Origin of the sequence: Streptomyces sp. MspMP-M5 (assembly GCF_000373585.1) — a bacterium.
GTDB lineage: Bacteria > Actinomycetota > Actinomycetes > Streptomycetales > Streptomycetaceae > Streptomyces.
In genome coordinates this window covers 89,772-105,869 of record NZ_KB891866.1, presented here as the reverse complement: position 1 = coordinate 105,869, position 16,098 = coordinate 89,772, and the positions used below count along the sequence as shown (strand labels likewise).

The window sequence follows — 16,098 nt, the reverse complement described above, 5'->3', positions numbered from 1 at the left end:
CACCGGCAGCGCCGGTTGTTGCTCCGTACAGCCCGTTTGGGCGCAGCGGGCAACGGTTATGCGACTCCCGAAGACCCGCAGGCACCGAGCGAGGGCGGTGAGGCGACGCATGACCGACCGGCGGTCGCGGCCCGGCGCGACGGCAGCTCGCGCCGACGCGGTGAGCGGACCGCACCCCTTGCGGAACTACGCACTGCTGGCCGACGGCGAACGGGGCGTCCTGGTCGGCCAACGCGGCGACTATGCCTGGCTGTGCGCACCGCACTGGGACTCCGACGCGGTCTTCACCACACTGATCGGCGGCGGCAGCAGCTACGTCGTCACGCCCACCGGCCGCTTCGTGTGGGGCGGCCACTACGAACCGGGCTCTCTGATCTGGCGCAGCCGCTGGGTCACCGACGACGGCATCGTCGAGTGCCGCGAGGCGCTGGCCTTCCCCGCTGAGCCGGGGCGCGCCGTGATGCTGCGCCGGGTCCTCGCCCGGGAGGCCACCACCCGGCTGTCGGTCGTGCTGACGCCCGGTGCCGGTTTCGACGCCCATCCGCTGCGCGAGGTGGCGCGCGACTCCGGCGGTGTCTGGCGCGGGCGTACCGGTGACCTGTGGCTGCGCTGGTCGGGCGCGCGGACGGCGCAGCCGACCGGGCCGGGCGGCTGCCGGCTGGCCATGGAGCTGACCGTCGAGGCGGGCACCCCGCACGACCTGGTGCTGGAACTGGCGGACCGTCCGCTCACCGACGCCCCGCCCGATCCGGATGCCTGCTGGCGGGCGACGGAGGATGCCTGGCGGGATGCCGTTCCCGACCTGGCGCGGACGGTCGCGCCGGCGGACGCCCGGCAGGCGGCCGCGGTGCTCCGCGGGTTGACAGGCAGTACCGGCGGCATGGTCGCGGCGGCGACGACCAGTCTCCCGGAGCGCGCCGAGGAGGGCCGCAACTACGACTACCGCTACGTGTGGATCCGGGACCAGTGCTACGCCGGCCAGGCAGCGGCCGCCGCGGGCATCCCCGTGCTGCTGGACGACGCGGTCCGGTTCGCGACCGCGCGGCTGCACGAGGACGGTCCCCGGCTCGCGCCCGCCTACCGCATGGACGGCCGCCGCCTCCCCAGCCCCCGCCGGCTCGACCTGCCGGGCTACCCGGGCGGCTTCGACCGCGTCGGCAACCAGGTCAACGAACAGTTCCAACTCGACGCCTTCGGCGAGGCGTTGCTGCTGCTGGCCGCCGCTGCCGGGCACGACCGGCTGGACGCGGACGGCCGGCGGGCCGTGGAGATCGCCGCGGAGGCGATCGGCCGGCGCCGTCACGACGCCGACGCCGGCATCTGGGAGCTGGCGCCGCGCAGTTGGGCGCACAGCCGGCTGATCTGCGCCGCCGGGCTGCGGGCCGCCGTCCGCAGCGGCGTGGCACCGCGGCGGTCCGGGGCGTGGACGGCGCTGGCCGACGCCCTCGTCGCGGAGACCACCGCGGACAGCCTGCACCCCTCCGGCCGGTGGCAGCGCGCGCCCGACGATCCCGGGCTGGACGGCTCACTGCTCCTCCCGGCGATCCGGGGCGCGCTGCCCGCCGACGATCCGCGTTCGGTCGCCACCCTGGACGCCTACATCGAGGACCTGTCGGTGGAGCACTTCGCCTACCGCTTCCGCCATGACGACCGCCCCCTGGGGGACGCCGAAGGCGCGTTCCTGCTGTGCGGTTTCGTCACCGCGCTCGCCGAGCACCAACTGGGCCGGGAGGTGAGCGCGTTCCGCTGGTTCGAGCGCAACCGCGGCACCTGCGGCCCGTCGGGCCTGTTCTCCGAGGAGTACGACGTCACCCAGCGGCAGCTGCGCGGCAATCTGCCCCAGGCATTCGTCCACGCGCTGATGCTGGAGTGCGCCGTACGCCTGGCCGGCCCCTGGGCGGACCGCTGACCGAACCCGCCCGCGCCCCACTCCCCGCACCCCGAAAGGCACGTCCCATGCAGCAAACGGTCGTCATCACCGGTGCCAGTGGCGGCATCGGCCGCGCCACCGCCCGCGCGTTCGCCAGGCGCGGCGCCCGCATCGGTCTGCTGGCCCGCGGCCGGAAGGGGCTGGACGCGGCGGCCCGGGACATCGTCGCGGCCGGCGGTCAGGCACTGGTGCTGCCCACGGATGTCGCCGACCCCGAAGAGGTCGAGGCCGCCGCCAATGCGGTGGAGGCCGCGTTCGGACCGATCGACGTCTGGGTCAACAACGCCTTCACCTCGGTCTTCGCGCAGTTCACCGACATCGGGCCGGACGAGTACCGCCGCGTCACGGACGTGGCCTACCTCGGCTTCGTCCACGGCACCCGCAGTGCCCTGACGCGGATGCTGCCCCGCGACGCCGGCACGATCGTGCAGGTCGGCTCGGCCCTCGGCGAGCGTTCCCTCCCACTCCAGTCCGCGTACTGCGGTGCCAAGCACGCGGTGAACGGATTCACCTCCTCGGTCCGCACCGAACTCCTGCACCACCGGAGCAAGGTACGGCTCACCGTCGTCCAGATGCCCGCCGTCAACACCCCGCAGTTCTCCTGGGTCCGTTCGCGCCTGCCGCACCACCCGCAGCCGGTACCGCCCATCTACCAGCCCGAGGTGGCCGCCCGCGCCGTGCTCCACGCCGCCGACCATCCGCGCCGCAAGCAGTACTACGTCGGCGGCTCGACCGTGGCCACGCTCCTCGCCAACCGCGCCGCGGGCGCCCTGCTCGACCGCTACCTGGCCCGCACCGGCTACGACTCACAGCAGACGGACCAGCAGGTGCCCCCCGGCCGGCCCGACAACCTGTGGCTGCCGCTCGACGGCGAGGACGGCCACGACTTCGGCGCCCACGGCATCTTCGGCGACCGCGCCCACGAACGCGCCCCGCAGCAGTGGGCGGCCCGCAACCTCTGGACGCTGCTCGGCGGCCTCACCGCCGCCGGCGCGCTGGCGGCCACCCTGCCACGGTGCGGGCGAGCCTGCCTGCGCCGGAAGCCCACCATGGGACGAAGGAGGACGACATGACCGTGCCCCAACCACCCGGTCCGCCCGGGCCCACCCGGCCGGACCCGGTTCCGCCCACACCGGGCCCGACCCCCGGTCCGCTCGGCCCCGAACCGGGTCCCGCCCCCGGACCGGTCCCCGCGCCGGGCCCCGACCCCGTACCCACGCCCCCGCCGGGCCCCGAACCCGACCCGGTGCCGCCCGCCCCGACACCGCCGACCCCCGGCCCCGAACCGGGCCCGGCCCCCGACCCACGCCCCGCCTGACACATCGTCACGTGTGGGCACGGCCCGGCCCGGGACGGGACGTCACTCGCCGGGTGCCAGGGTGCGAGCGACGATGCGTGCCGCATCCGCGATCAGGGCGTCGTCCACGGGTGCGTCCTTGCTGGTCTTCGACGTCAGTACGGCCAGCACGATCGGGGTCTTCCTGGTGGTCCAGGCAACGCCGACGTCGTTGGCGGACGCGTAGTCCCCGGTGCCTGTCTTGTCGCCGACGACCCAGCGGTGCGGCAGACCGGCGCGGAACCGTTGCGCGCTGGTGGTGTTGCCCCTGAGCCAGTCGACCAGTCGCTCGCGGTCGTCGGCGGCCAGGGCCCGGCCCACCGTCAGCTGCCCGTAGCTCCTGCCGATCGCCTCCGGGGTGGTGGTGTCGCGCAGGTCGCCGGGCCGGGCGGAGTTCAGGTCGGGCTCCCAGCGGTCGAGCCGGCTGACCGGGTCGCCGATCGACCGGAAGAACCGGGTGAGGCCGGCGGGGCCGCCGATCTGGCGCAGCAGGAGGTTCCCCGCCGTGTTGTCGCTGTACTGGATCGCGGCGGCGCACAGGTCGCCCACCGTCATCCCGGAGTCCACGTGCTCCTTGGTCTTCGGGGAGTACGGCACGAGGTCCGCAGCCGGGTAGTGGATCACCTTGTCCAGCGGTGCGCAGTGTGCCTGGTCGCGCAGGACCGCGGCGGCCGCGACCGTCTTGAACGTCGAGCACATCGCGAACCGCTCCTGCGCGCGGTGGGCGACGGTCTGCCCGGTGCGTACGTTGTGCGCGTACACGCCCAGGCGAGCCCCGTACCGGCGCTCAAGGGCCCGCAACTCATCCAACTCGCCTGCTGCCCACCGGAGTTGCCGCGATGCGACGGCGTCCGCCGGCGACCCGGCGGAGGCGAGCAGGGCGGTGGTGGACGCGGCGAGGCCGGCCCTGAGCAGGCGGCGGCGCGGCAGAGGGGTGGCGCTGGTCATGTGCAGAGGTCTCCCGGTTCGTCGGTCGGTCGTCCGTGGCTCGTAGGTCGCTCGTCCGTGGTTGCGGTCCGCGCAGCCCGACCGTGCGCGGCTTCGACGAGGCACAGCGAAGCAGCCGTCCCGCACCCATGTCCAAGAGTGAACTTTGAAGGGCCCATAACTTCTTGATATGACTCCAGGGTGGACCTACTCGCGCACCTCGAGGCATACGTCGCGGCCGTCGACGAGGCGAGCTTCTCGCGCGCCGCCGAGCGGCTCGGAATCGCCCAGCCGCTCCTGAGCCGTCGCATCAAGACGCTGGAGGCACACTTCGACGGCCCGCTGTTCGACCGCTCCCGGCGCCAGGTCGCGACCACCGAACTGGGCGTGCTGCTCCTGCCGTACGCCCGGGACGTGCTGGACCGGGCGCAACGGCTGCGGCGCGTCGCCCGGTCGGCCCGCCGGTCGGCGGTGCGGGCCGTCGGGGTCCCGGCGGACTGCGGTCCGGATGCGCTGGCCCGGGTCATCCGCGCCGGCGCCGAGCACGGCACCACGTTCGGCGTGCGGGAGCTGCCGCCGGCGGAGCGCCTGGCGGGCCTGGCCGACGCCTCGCTGGCGTATGCGCTGGTACGCGTCCCACCGGAGAACGCCGCGCTACGCGTACCGCTCGGCCTGGCCTCCGCCCCCTCGGACGCGCCGGAGGCACCGGACGACGCCGGCCCGACGCCGGCCGCCGGTCGGTCGCGGACGCGCCGTCGCGCGATCCACCTGGAGGACCTACGCCCGCGGCGTGGCAGCGGCACGCGACCCGGGCGGGCGGCTGCCACGCCCATCCTGACGATGACGGAGGATCACATTCCGGACGCACAGGGCAGGTTGCTGCGTGCCATGGCGCGCGCCGGACTGCCGGAGGGCACGGTGCGCCCGGCCGGGCCCGTGGCGACGGCCCTCGCGGAGACCCTCGCCGGACAGGCCATGCTGCTGTGCGCCGAGCCGTTCGCCCGTCGGCACGGCGCACGGTGGGCACCGCTGGCCGACACCACTCTGCACCGCGGGTACGACCTGCGCGCGGCGGACTCGGCGGAGGTGCCGCACCGGCTGGCGGCGCTGTTGGCCGCCGCGGTCGGTGCCGTGGCGGCCGAGGCGGCCACGGCGGCCGCCCGGAGTGCGGGCGGCGACGCCCCGTCCCGACTGGCGGCCCACGGATGGACACCCGGCATACACCCCAGGCATCCCAGACACCCCAGGCACCGCAGACACCCCGTCCAGTCTGCATCGCCGATGACGCGGACCTCTTCGACGTCGCCGAGGCGGTGGCCGCGGAGTGGGCGGCCGTCGGTGTCCGCGGCGCGTTCCTGGCCAGGAACCTCGACACCGGCGAACAACTCGGCTTCGACGTCGAGGAGTTGGTGCCGCTCGCCTCGGTCGCCAAGGTCCCGCTCGCGCTCGTCGCACTGGACCGGATCGCGACCGGGGAACTCGACGCGGCACGTCCCGTGGTCGTCGACCCGGCCACCAGCAGCGTCGGGCCCACCGGACTGGCGGCGTTCCGGCATCCGGCGACCGTCGCCGTCGGCGACCTGCTCCTGCTGATGCTCTCGGTGAGCGACAACGCCGCCGCCGACGCGCTGTTCGGTCTCGTACCGGCGGCGGAGGTCGACGCACGCCTGCGCGCATGGGGATGCCGGGGCCTCCGCCTGCGCCACCGGCTGAACCGCATGTACGAGTGCGCCGCCGGCGCCGCCGGCAACGACTTCTCGCTCGCTCTGGAGCTGGCCATCCGCGACGACCACACGGGGCGGCACGCCATCGAGACCCTGGACCCGGCGCACGCCAACGTCGGCACCGCCACCGGCCTGGTCGACCTGCTGGACCGGGTCTGGCGGGACGACATCGCCCATCCCGACGCCTGCGCGGAACTGCGCCGGCTGATGGGACTGCAGGTGTTCACCCACCGCCTGGCGGGCGAACTGCGGGCGGACACCCTCAAGGTGAGCGGCAAGACAGGCACGTTCCTGCACCTGCGGCACGAGATCGGCGTGGTGGAATCCGAGGCCGGCGACCGCATCGCGATGGCCGCCCTCACCCGCTCCGACCGCCGCGCCAACCTCGCCCCGGACATCGACCTCACCATAGCCACCAGCGCCCGCCTGGCCTTCGAAGCCCTGCGCCACTGAGACCGCTCGGCGGAGGCACGCGCCCCGGAGCTTCACTTCGACCGGACGGAGCGAACTGCCGCCCGCACGCCGGATGAGCGCTGAGCCGTGCGCCGTTCGGGTCGGCCGGGTGTAGCGCGCGCCCGGGCGACCCGAACGACCGTGGTAGCGGTCACAGGTTGGGGTAGTCGGGCACGGGTGAGGCCGCGATGGCGTCGTCCAGGATCTTCTCCCGTGCCTCGTTGATCAGGTGGTTGAGGCTGGTGGCGACGGAGAGGATCTCGCCGGAACTCTCCCAGCCGACGATCGGGTCGGTCGACTCCTCCAAGAAGGCCATCGCCTTGCGCATGAGGCCGCGGGCTTCCGGGGTGGTGGGAAGCGCGTCTGCCTTGATCAGGTTGAGCATGGTCTCCAGTGCGTCGGCCAACGCCCGGACCGCTTCCCGCATCTCGGTTTCTTCGGAAGTCATACTCCCTACGATCGCGGACCCGGGCCGAGCCCGCCACGTCGTCGCCGGCCGGACACACGACCGTGCGACTCCTGGACGGCCCTCGGCCGCCAGGCAGCATGTCCGCGTCGGTCGAAATCGGCCGGGGCCGTCGGAAATCGCCAGGGGAAGGTGTGCTCACCGGATCGTGCCGCCCTTGACGTCCACCGGGCGGTCGTCGTGGAGCTCGCGGAACAGGCGCCTGGCCCGTGCCTGGTCCCACCGTACGGTGCTGCCCTCGGCGGTGGGGACACCGATGCCGGACACCGGGACGTTGAGCTGGGTGCCGTGGCCGCCGGTGACGCCCCGGACCGCCTGGAACATCGCGGTGAGGTCCAGCAGACCGGTGTTGCGGTCGACGAGGAGGGTGTCCAGGCCGGCGTCGAGGGCGGAGTAGACGGCGAGCGGGTTGAGCACCGTGCCGGGCTCCGCCGCCCGGTGGGCGAGGGCGGAGAGGAACTTCTGCTGGTTGCGGGTGCGGCCCAGATCGCCCTGAGCCTCCTGGTGGCGCTGGCGGACGAAGGCGAGCGCCGCGGTGCCGTTGAGGGTGTGGCAGCCCTTGGTGAAGTCGGCGCCGGACTTCTCGTCCCTGAGGTCCCGGTCCAGGCAGATCGGGACGCCGCCGACGGCGTCGACCAGGTTGACGAAGCCCGCGAAGCCCACCTCCACGTAGTGGTCGATCGTCAGGCCGGTGTTGTGTTCGACGGTGTTGACCAGCATCTTCGGGCCGCCGATCGCGAAGGAGGCGTTCAGCTTGTGCGGGGCCGGGGGGTGCCGCTTGCCGGTCATCGGGCTGGTGTAGGCCGGGACGGTCAGCCATGAGTCGCGCGGCAGACTCACCATCGTGGTGCCGGCCGCACCGGTGTGCAGCAGGATCATCGAGTCCGTGCGCCGGCCGTCGGCCGAGCCGGTGTGCAGCTGCTGCTTCTCCCGGTCGGTGAGGCCCTCCCGGCTGTCGGAGCCGACGAGGAGGTAGTTGGTGCCCTTGCCGGTCCGTTCGTCCCGGTCGTCCTGGCCGGAGGTTCCGAGGTCGACGGTGTTCTGGAGCTTGCCGTCCGCCCAGGCGAAGGCGCCGGCGGGGGCGGCGAGGAGGACGACCAGCAGTCCGACGGCCAGGCGGCGCACCGGCCGTCTGCGGCGGGAGCGGTGCGCGCGGCGCCGGGGCACGGGTCCGCTCGCCGTGGACGTCTCGCCGTCCCAGTCACCCCTCGTGCTGCTCATCTGCTCACTCTCCTCGGTCACTTCGGTGGTCTCGTCGGCGCTCACGTCGGCAGTCGTTTTGTGATCACTTCGGCGGTCAACTCTGGTCGTCTTCCGGTGGTCACTTCGTCGACAGGGGGCTCGGTTGGCGGACCGGGTCGCCGAGCAGGTGCTGGTTGGCGGTGCCGGAGCGGTGCATGCGGTGCCAGGTGAGGCGGGTGCCGAGCAGCGCGGTGACCACGGACTGGATCACGACGAGGTACAGCAGTTGCCGGTAGAAGAACAGCTGGAGCGGCAGGGCCCACAGCACGCCGAGCCGTTCGTGGTCCAGGCGCAGCGCGTACGCCGCGGTGACCATCTGGACGGCGAGGAATCCGAGCCAGACACCGAGGGCCTGCGGGGTGTTGCCGAAGCACACCCCGTAGAGGGCGAAGACGTCGACGACCGGGGCGAACAGCGGCAGCACGATCTGGAACAGCGCCAGGTAGGTCAGTCCGCGGCGGCCGAAGCGGCCGGCCGGCCCGACCTCGATCAGGGCGTGGCGGTGCTTCCACATCGACTGCAGCGTGCCGTAGCACCAGCGGTAGCGCTGGCTCCACAACTGGCGGAAGCTGCTGGGAACTTCGGTCCAGGCGACGGCCCGCTCCTCGTAGACCACGCGGCGGCCCGCGCGCCACAGGGCCATGGTGAGGTCGGTGTCCTCGGCCAGGGTGTCCTCGCTGATGCCGCCGATCGCGGTGAGCGCGTCGCGGCGGAACGCCCCGATGGCACCGGGGACCGTCGGCATGCACTCCAGCACCTCGAACATCCGCCGGTCCAGGTTGAAGCCGAGGACGTACTCCAGGTGCTGCCATTTGCCCAGCAGGCCGTCCCGGTTGCCGACCTTGGTGTTGCCGCTGACCGCGCCGATCGTCGGGTCGGCCAGTGGCTGGATCAGCTGGTGGAGGGCGTCCGGTTCAAAGACCGTGTCGGCGTCGATCACGACGATGATCTCATGACGCGCGTAGCGCAAGCCGGTACTGAGGGCCCTGGGCTTACCGGAGTTGGGCTGTTGCACCACGGTCACCCTCGGGTCGCCGATGGACCGGGCGAGCGCCGCGGTCCGGTCCGTCGACCCGTCGTCGATGACGACGATCTGCAGGTCCCGGTGGGTGGAGGCGAGCAGCGAGCGCACGGTGGACTCGATGCCCGCCTCCTCGTTGTACGCCGGGACCAGCACCGTCACGGGGTCGGTCACCTTGCGCAGCCAGGGTGCGCCGGACCGGTGCCGGTGCCGGCGCCGCACATGGACGCGGGCGAGGAAGGCGACCACCACCAGCCGGAGCACACCGAGCGCGCCGGCGATGCCCAGCGCCCAGGTCATCGCGCCCGCGAAGGTGTGCCCGAGGGACTGGATCCGGATCAGTGCACGGCCCTGAATACGCTCCAGAAGGGGGGCCGGGGCGACCAGTGAGGGCCGTCCGAGCCCGTCGGTGATCGTGGTGAAGCGGCCCACTTCCGGGTCGGCCAGCAGCTTCGCCGCCTCCTGGTACCCGAGCGCGGTCTGGCTGTACTGGCGCACCACGCCGAAAGGCGGTTTGCGGGCGGACGAGGTGGCCGCGACCAGCAGATACCCCTGGTCGGTGGCGCGTTGCGCGGCCTGCCACTCCGCGCCGCACATCGTGTCGGCGGTGGTGGTGTGCGGCATCCGCAGCAGCCGGGTGCTGACGCCGGCGGCGCCGGCCAGCGCGGTCCGGGTGAGGGAGAGTTCCCACCGGGCGCGGAGCGGCGAGGCGCTGCCCAGGTCGCCGCCGGTGTAGGTGTACGAGCCGATCTCGTGGCCGGCCTGGTGGATCCGCCGGACCAGGTCGGGGTGGCGCGCCGCCTGGTTCCCGTAGAGGAAGAAGGTGGCGTGCGCGTGGTGCGTGCGCAGCAGGTCGAGCAGGCGCGGGGTCCATACCGGATCCGGTCCCCCGTCGAAGGTGAGCGCGGCGGTGCGGAACGGCATCTGTGCGGTCTGGGCGGATCCGGCGCCGGTGACCCGCAGTACCGGCGCACCGTCGTCGGCGGATCTGGGTATCGGGCTGGTGCAGGCGCGCCGGGTACGCGCGCCGTCGACCTCGTGGGTGGTCCAGCCTTCGAAGAGCAGGGAAGCCGCAACTATGGGGAGGATCAGCAGCAGCAACAACCAGTGCCGGTGCGGGGGGTGGCGCAGCGCGTGCCGCCCCTGCCCTGACATCGCCACAAGGGGCCCTTTCTGTCGAGGAGTTGCCCGGTGGAAGGACGGCGGACGCCCGCGCGGGCACGCCGGGGCGGGCGGACGCGGGCGACGACGCCGGGGAGCAGTACCGGGGAGCGCCTGGAGGCCCGGCGGCGGTGCCCAGGAAGGCTTCACGCCACCTCGGCGGGTGTGCCTGGTGGACGTCGCATCCGCCGGGGGCGGCTCGCCGGTGCTGCCTCCCTTACGGGGCGGGGACGGTGGCGTCCGCGGGGACGGCGGACGGGGTGATGCGCTGCCCTCCGGGCGCGGTGGGTCCGGGCGTGCCGGAAGGCGCGGGGCGGCGGGGGCCGTCGGGGCCGTGGGGCTGCTGATGTCTGGCGCGTTCGGGGAGTTGGACGGCCGTGTCCGGTGCGGGTTTCCCGGCCGATTGCAGAAAGCCGCCGAACACGACGACGAGAAGCACGAGATATCCGGTGCACATGCACCCTAGGGTCAACGCCACGCGTCCCAGTAAGCGTCGGCGCCTGCCTGAGGTGTCGACAAATACGGGACGATTGCGCTGTTTACCGGGGCGAATGCTGTGGGGGGTAGCGGTTCGCATGGGGGGTGAGTGTATCCAGCTGCGCGCAATGGGGAACAGAAAGATCGGCCAGTGCTTCCCCGCCGGTGAAGCCGGCCGGGAAGCCGCCGTCGACAGGGGCGGCCACTTCTACCCAGCCCTGCCGTACTCATTCATCGCCAGACGGAATTCCAACGGCCGGTGTCCCATTCGTCCGGCCGTTCCCGATGGTCCTTCACACCCCGTTCGCAAAGGGGATCACGATGTGAAGTCACTCACGTCGCCCGGCGATAGCGCCGGACACTTGCGCTGTTCAATACGGGTGGTGGCAGCGTTTTGTGGGGTATTCGCCGTCACCCTCGGGGTATGTCCCTGGTTCGCCCTCGGAGTATGTGCCTGGGCGACTTCGCCGGTGCGGCGCAGCAGCGGGTGGAGTACGGCCAGCAGGGCTGCGGTGGCCAGTGCGCTGTGCCAGAGGAGGGCGTCCAGGCGACCGGCCGAGAGGTAGCCGCCCGCGGCGACGGCCACCAGGGCGCACACCGCCCGGTCGACGATGCTCTCCAGGGAGAGCAGGGTGGCGCGGGGCGCCCCGGCGGGGATGGCGTCGTTCACCAGCTTCCGCTGCAGCGGGTAGCCGAGGCCGGTGGCGGCCGCGAACAGGCACAGCAGGGCGACGACGGTCCAGGGGCCGCCGAGCGTGCTGCCCGCCAGGGCCGCCGCCATCACCAGGCTGAGCAGCGACACCCAAGTCACCGGGGACAGCCGGCCGCTGAGCCAGTGCGGCCGGGCCGAGCCCACCGCTTCGGCGACGGTCATGGCGGCCAGCGCCGCGCCGTGCGCGCTGGTGGGGACGGCGTGGGCGAGCAGGACCGGCTGGAAGAGGTTCACCTGGCAGATGCGGGCCAGGGTGAAGAGCGCGACGCCCTGCACCATCACCAGCGCGAGCCAGGGCCTGGCGCGGACGATCCGCAGCGCGGCCGCCGCCTCGTGGCGGACGGTGCCGGCGGCGCGGGGGCCGGAACTGCCGTTCCGCGCCCGGCCGTCGGGGGCGTACTGGTGCGGCAGCAGGACGGCGCACACCAGCGAGCCGCCCGCGCTCGCCGCGCTCAGGACGTACGGCGCACCGTGCGCGAGGTCCATCAGCGGGCCGACCAGCGGCCAGCACAGCACCTTCGCGGCCAGGCCCCACGCCCGTGCCTGGCCCTCGGCCTTGAGGTAGTGGCCCGATGCGTCCTCGGCCTGCAGGCCGTCGTAGAGGTAGGCGCTGGCGGCGCCCGAGGTCAGCGAGCGTCCGGCGGCGATGAGCAGGAAGTGGACCAGGAATCCGGAGTAGTGCGGGGTGAGCACCGGGACGAGGTTGGCCGCGGTCATCACGACCGCGCCGGCCCGCAGGCAGTTGCGGGTGCCGATGCGGTCGGCGATCAGTCCGGTGGGGATCTCGAAGAGGCAGAAGGCGAGGTAGTAGATGCTCTGGATGCCGAAGATCTGGCCGTCGGTCAGGCCGGCCTGCCGCTGGTACTCGTAGAACACCGGCATCCACCACAGCAGGTTGAACAGCAGCTGGAAGCCGTTGTTGAGGCGGATGATGCGGCGGGCCCCCGGCGAGAGGGGCGCGCCGTCGGGGGTGCGGGGCGTGCGGGTACGGCTGCCGCCGGGGCGGCCGGTCACCGGGCGTACGGGCGGATCTGGACCAGGTGGCAGGCGCCCTGATCGGTCATCAGCCATTCGATGTCCAGCGGCCGGTCCACGTCCTCGTCGCTGAAGTGCGACTGGAGGAGCCGGCCGGCCAGCGCCAGTCGGGCCAGTCGCTGCCTGGTCGCGGCGGGCAGGTCGTCGGCGCAGGAGCCCAGGGACACGGTGCGGCCGCCGCCCTCGACCGTGTTGTAGAGGTACTGCAGCGGCAGCGCGGTCCCGTCGACGACGGACTCGGGCGAGCCGGGCGAGCAGTTGAGGTAGACGTTGCGGAAGTCCGCGCGCCGGGTCGGGTTGCAGGTCACCAGCACACCGCCGAGGTCCGCCGGGCGATAGCGCTGGATGATCACCCCCATCCAGGCGTCGTCGAGCGGGATGCCCGCCTGGTGGCGCAGCCGCACGCTGCGGGGCGAGAACAGGGACGCCCACACCCGCCGTACCGCGTCCAGGAGCTGGTCCGTGCCGTGCACGTCGGTGACCGAGTCGTAGACGCCGGCGGCGGAGAAGCCCGGCAGGTCCTCGGCGTTGGAGGAGGAGCGCACCACCAGGCGGCCGGCGCCGTCCGGGCCGGCGGGCAGCGCCGCGGTGATACGGCGGGCCAGTCCGTCGGGTATCGGGGTGTGCCGGATCAGGTGTTGCAGGGTGCGGCAGAGCGGGTCGAGCGCGCCCGTCTCGTCGCGCCCCAACGCGGTCCTCAGCTCGCCGATGCCCTGTTGGACGGCGGGACTGGCGGCGAGGAAGCGGTGTTGCAGGGCGAACGGGAGGGCGACGCCGTCGGGGGCCGTGACGGTGGCACGGGTGAACGCGGAGACGGCGGCCCGCAGTTCGGCGCCGCGGGTGGTCGGGGCGACGCCCAGGCGCGCCGTGAGGTGGCTGAGGAGGTCCGTCCGCGGCGGCCGGGGACGGCCGTGGAACGCGGTCAGGTCGACGTCGTGATCACCGAGGACGTGGTGCAGTTCCCCGAGGTTGGCCGCCTTGGTGCCGTAGCGGTCCTGGTCGGTCCGGCGCAGCCGGTGCAGCGGCAGCGCCGGCAGGTCCGCCAGCCGCGGTGGCCGGACGCTGATCCGCTGCCGGTGCCACGCCGGCGCCGTGAGCGTCGGTGCCTGGGCCAGGCGCAGCAGGGTGATGTCGTCGTCGCATACCTCGTAGCGGACCCATGCGCCGTCCAGTCCGTCCGCCGTGATCAGCTGGTCCAGGTCGCGGACGATGGCGTTGGGGATGCCCCAGCCGGAGGCGAGGACGTTGGTGTGCGAGAGCGGGGTGGTGGGGGCGGTGTTGATGAAGCCGGCGACCCGCGGCACGTCGTCGGGCAGGCGGGGCATGGCAACGATGTCGGTCCAGCCGAGGGAGTCCGCCGCGGCCGCGTAGGCGGCGACGGTCCGGAAGTGGCGCAGCCGGCCGACGGCCGTACCGGGGTTCAGCGGGGTCCGGGTGCGGCTGCCGAAGAGCTGGTGACTGTGGATGCGCGGCACCCGGACGTCGCTGATCGTGGCGAGTTCGTGTTCCTGGCCGTGGTTGGCGGGCTTCAGCAGCAGCGGGAGCCGGGCGTCCAAGCGGTGGCGGACGGAGGTGTAGAACTCCTCCAGCAGCGGGCCGGACATGGTGTCGGCCTCGGTCGTCTCCAGGACGAGGAAGGGCCGCTCCCGGCCGTCGGTCCCGGGGTCGGTGTGCAGGGAGAGCACGCCGAGCAGGAACCGGCGCTCGGGGTCCGTGTAGACCGAGGCGTTGACGGCGTCCAGCCGGGCGTCGAGTTCCGCCGGCCGCATACCGAGGATGCGGGTGGCGAGGTAGTCCACGTGGAAGGGGTGGACCGCGGTGTCCAGGAGGTGCCAGGTGTTCTCGGCGCGGTCCACCACGACCTTGAGGTACGGGTGTCCGGCGAGGGTTCCGGCCAGGGTGTGGAAGAGGGGGAGGGAGAGCTGCTCCCCGACGGCCGCGCGGTCGGTGGCGGGGCGCGGCACGCCGGCGGGCCCGTCGGGACGGGCCGCGGGGGCGGCGGGGGCGGTCACGACACTGCTCATGAGTGTGCCTCCATGGGCTCGGTCGCGTCCCCGGCCGCGGGAAGGAGGTGCGGCAGGGCGTCGACCAGGGTGCGGAAGTCGTGCAGCACGGTCTCGGGGTCGGCGGCGGACAGCAGGCACAGCGCGGCCATGGTGTTGGCGCCGGCGGCCGGGTCGTAGACCGGTACCGGCGTCCCGTCCGGCAGCGAGTTCTCGGCCACCACGGACAGCGTGCTGCCGGGGCTCAAGGGGGCCGCGTCCCGTACGGCCGGGAAGTCCCAGCGCCGGCGGTCCGCCCAGGCGGCACCGGCGCCGTCCACGGCCAGTACGACGAGGGAACCGGCCGCCCCGCGCGCCTCCCGTGCCGGTCGGGCCTCGGCGGGCCAGTTCACCGGGCGGCCAAGCAACTGGTCGACCAGCATGCCGATGAGGTCCAGGCCGAAGACCTCCTCGATCTGCGGGACGGTCATCGCCCCGCCGAACCGGGCGGCGGTCTCGATCACCCACATCCGGCCGTCGGCACCGAGCTTGATCTCGGTGTGGGTACCGCAGTTCTCCAGGCCGAGCGCGTCCACGGCCCGCCGCGCCAGGGCGACGAGGCGCTGCTGGGCGTCGGTCGGCAGCGCGGCCGGGGTGATGCCGGCGCGCTCGGTGAACGGCTCCACGGTCGGCATCCGGCCACTGAGGCAGACGGGGTGGAAGACCCCGTCGACGACGGCGCCCTCGACGCTGACGTAGTCGCCCCAGCCGGGCTGCGCGAACCATCCCTCGGCGGTGCCCGGCACGATCTCCTCGACGAGGAAGTCGGCGTCGGCACCGGCCACATGCAGCTCGGCGTAGCCCAGTCCGGCGGATTCGGCCATCACCTCGCGTGCCCGGTGCCAGGCCGCCGGCACCTCGTCGGCGGCGCGGATGATCCGGTGCGCGGTGGAGCCGGCGCTCCAGGCGGCCTTCAGCAGCAGCGGGGCGCGGAGTTCGGCGGCCGCCTCGTGCAGCTCCCGCTCGTCGGCCACCGGCCGGAACCGCGGCTGGGGGATGCCCTGTTGGGCCCAGACGCGGCGCATCAGCCGCTTGTCGCGGGCGAGCGCGCAGGAGCGGCCGGCCCCGGCCAGGCCGAGCTTGGCGCACGCCTCCGCGACCGCGACGACCGCGTACTCGGAGAAGGTGACGACCGCGTCCGCGGCCACCTCCTGGGCCCGGTCGACGATCAGGGACACCAGGTCGCCCCGTTCGGGCCCGGTGGCGGTCGTCACGGAGGCGCACCGGTGCCCGGCGGTCGCGGCGACCGCGGGCGGCAGCGGGCTGAGCGCCAGCAGGTGCACCGTCGCTCGTGCGGCGACCCGCGACAGGGCATACCCCAAGGGCGGTCCGCCCTTGGCATACACGAACAGCACCGTGCTCACTGGAATCCGACTCCTTCACAGAGGGGTTGGGGCCGTCTGGCGGCGGTTCGGCGTCCGCGGTCCTGCCCGGACGCCCTGACTCCAGCGAACCAGTCGGACGGCCGCTGCCGGGCCGTCACGGGCCCCGACCCCTCAGGCAAATGCCAGAGTTGAGGGCTTCGTAGGGCGACTGTGAAGGTTCCGTGATGCCGTAGGAGGATCTCGGCCC

General features: G+C 73.3%; 11 protein-coding genes and 1 pseudogene. 4 read left to right on the top strand and 8 right to left on the bottom strand.

The window, feature by feature from the left end:
* Positions 1-109 precede the first annotated feature (109 nt).
* Positions 110-1,909, top strand: a complete 1,800-nt coding sequence (locus B073_RS0106725; RefSeq protein ID WP_018537319.1) for a glycoside hydrolase family 15 protein — start codon at positions 110-112, stop codon at positions 1,907-1,909.
* Between the two features lie 47 nt (positions 1,910-1,956).
* A complete protein-coding gene (locus B073_RS0106720) occupies positions 1,957-3,003 on the top strand; it encodes an SDR family oxidoreductase (protein WP_018537318.1) in 1,047 nt (348 codons plus the stop codon).
* Positions 3,004-3,290: 287 nt separating this feature from the next.
* Here B073_RS0106720 and bla read toward each other — a convergent pair whose 3' ends face one another.
* Positions 3,291-4,214, bottom strand: coding sequence for a class A beta-lactamase (gene bla / locus B073_RS0106715; protein WP_018537317.1), 924 nt, complete (start codon positions 4,212-4,214; stop codon positions 3,291-3,293).
* A 180-nt stretch (positions 4,215-4,394) separates the two neighbouring features.
* Here bla and B073_RS47580 point away from each other — a divergent pair.
* Positions 4,395-4,520: pseudogene (locus B073_RS47580) on the top strand (helix-turn-helix domain-containing protein); the annotation flags it as partial.
* Between the two features lie 878 nt (positions 4,521-5,398).
* On the top strand, positions 5,399-6,370 hold the full coding sequence (locus B073_RS0106705) for a serine hydrolase (RefSeq protein WP_018537315.1): 972 nt from the start codon (positions 5,399-5,401) through the stop codon (positions 6,368-6,370).
* 151 nt (positions 6,371-6,521) lie between these two features.
* On the opposite strand, the gene B073_RS0106700 is transcribed toward B073_RS0106705, so the two are convergent.
* The 7 genes from B073_RS0106700 to B073_RS0106670 all read right to left on the bottom strand — a co-directional run bounded on the left by B073_RS0106700 (position 6,522) and on the right by B073_RS0106670 (position 15,890).
* Positions 6,522-6,818: a hypothetical protein gene (locus B073_RS0106700; protein WP_026247130.1), complete on the bottom strand. Its 297-nt coding sequence runs from the start codon at positions 6,816-6,818 to the stop codon at positions 6,522-6,524.
* A 156-nt stretch (positions 6,819-6,974) separates the two neighbouring features.
* Complete coding sequence (locus B073_RS0106695; RefSeq protein WP_106731781.1) at positions 6,975-8,057, bottom strand: LCP family protein; 1,083 nt, start codon at positions 8,055-8,057, stop codon at positions 6,975-6,977.
* A 100-nt stretch (positions 8,058-8,157) separates the two neighbouring features.
* Positions 8,158-10,254 carry a bifunctional polysaccharide deacetylase/glycosyltransferase family 2 protein gene (locus tag B073_RS0106690; protein ID WP_051093941.1) on the bottom strand — a complete coding sequence of 699 codons (2,097 nt, stop codon included), beginning with the start codon at positions 10,252-10,254 and terminating at the stop codon, positions 8,158-8,160.
* Between the two features lie 223 nt (positions 10,255-10,477).
* Positions 10,478-10,717, bottom strand: a complete 240-nt coding sequence (locus B073_RS0106685) for a hypothetical protein (RefSeq protein WP_026247129.1) — start codon at positions 10,715-10,717, stop codon at positions 10,478-10,480.
* 336 nt (positions 10,718-11,053) lie between these two features.
* Entirely contained in the window at positions 11,054-12,463 is a 1,410-nt protein-coding gene (locus B073_RS39300) for an MFS transporter (protein WP_018537310.1), read from the bottom strand.
* A complete protein-coding gene (locus tag B073_RS0106675; RefSeq protein ID WP_018537309.1) occupies positions 12,460-14,508 on the bottom strand; it encodes a PEP/pyruvate-binding domain-containing protein in 2,049 nt (682 codons plus the stop codon). The genes B073_RS39300 and B073_RS0106675 overlap by 4 nt, the downstream gene beginning before the upstream one ends.
* On the bottom strand, positions 14,505-15,890 hold the full coding sequence (locus B073_RS0106670) for an ATP-grasp domain-containing protein (protein WP_018537308.1): 1,386 nt from the start codon (positions 15,888-15,890) through the stop codon (positions 14,505-14,507). Before B073_RS0106670 ends, B073_RS0106675 begins: the two co-directional genes overlap by 4 nt.
* Between the last annotated feature and the right edge of the window lie 208 nt (positions 15,891-16,098).

Excerpts from the sequence above, each read along its gene's own strand:
- B073_RS0106725 (WP_018537319.1), top strand. The coding sequence starts at position 110 with ATGACCGACCGGCGGTCGCGGCCCGGCGCGACGGCAGCTCGCGCCGAC.
- B073_RS0106720 (WP_018537318.1), top strand. The coding sequence starts at position 1,957 with ATGCAGCAAACGGTCGTCATCACCGGTGCCAGTGGCGGCATCGGCCGC.
- bla (WP_018537317.1), bottom strand. The coding sequence starts at position 4,214 with ATGACCAGCGCCACCCCTCTGCCGCGCCGCCGCCTGCTCAGGGCCGGC.
- B073_RS0106705 (WP_018537315.1), top strand. The coding sequence starts at position 5,399 with ATGGACACCCGGCATACACCCCAGGCATCCCAGACACCCCAGGCACCG.
- B073_RS0106700 (WP_026247130.1), bottom strand. The coding sequence starts at position 6,818 with ATGACTTCCGAAGAAACCGAGATGCGGGAAGCGGTCCGGGCGTTGGCC.
- B073_RS0106695 (WP_106731781.1), bottom strand. The coding sequence starts at position 8,057 with ATGAGCAGCACGAGGGGTGACTGGGACGGCGAGACGTCCACGGCGAGC.
- B073_RS0106690 (WP_051093941.1), bottom strand. The coding sequence starts at position 10,254 with ATGTCAGGGCAGGGGCGGCACGCGCTGCGCCACCCCCCGCACCGGCAC.
- B073_RS0106685 (WP_026247129.1), bottom strand. The coding sequence starts at position 10,717 with ATGTGCACCGGATATCTCGTGCTTCTCGTCGTCGTGTTCGGCGGCTTT.
- B073_RS0106675 (WP_018537309.1), bottom strand. The coding sequence starts at position 14,508 with ATGAGCAGTGTCGTGACCGCCCCCGCCGCCCCCGCGGCCCGTCCCGAC.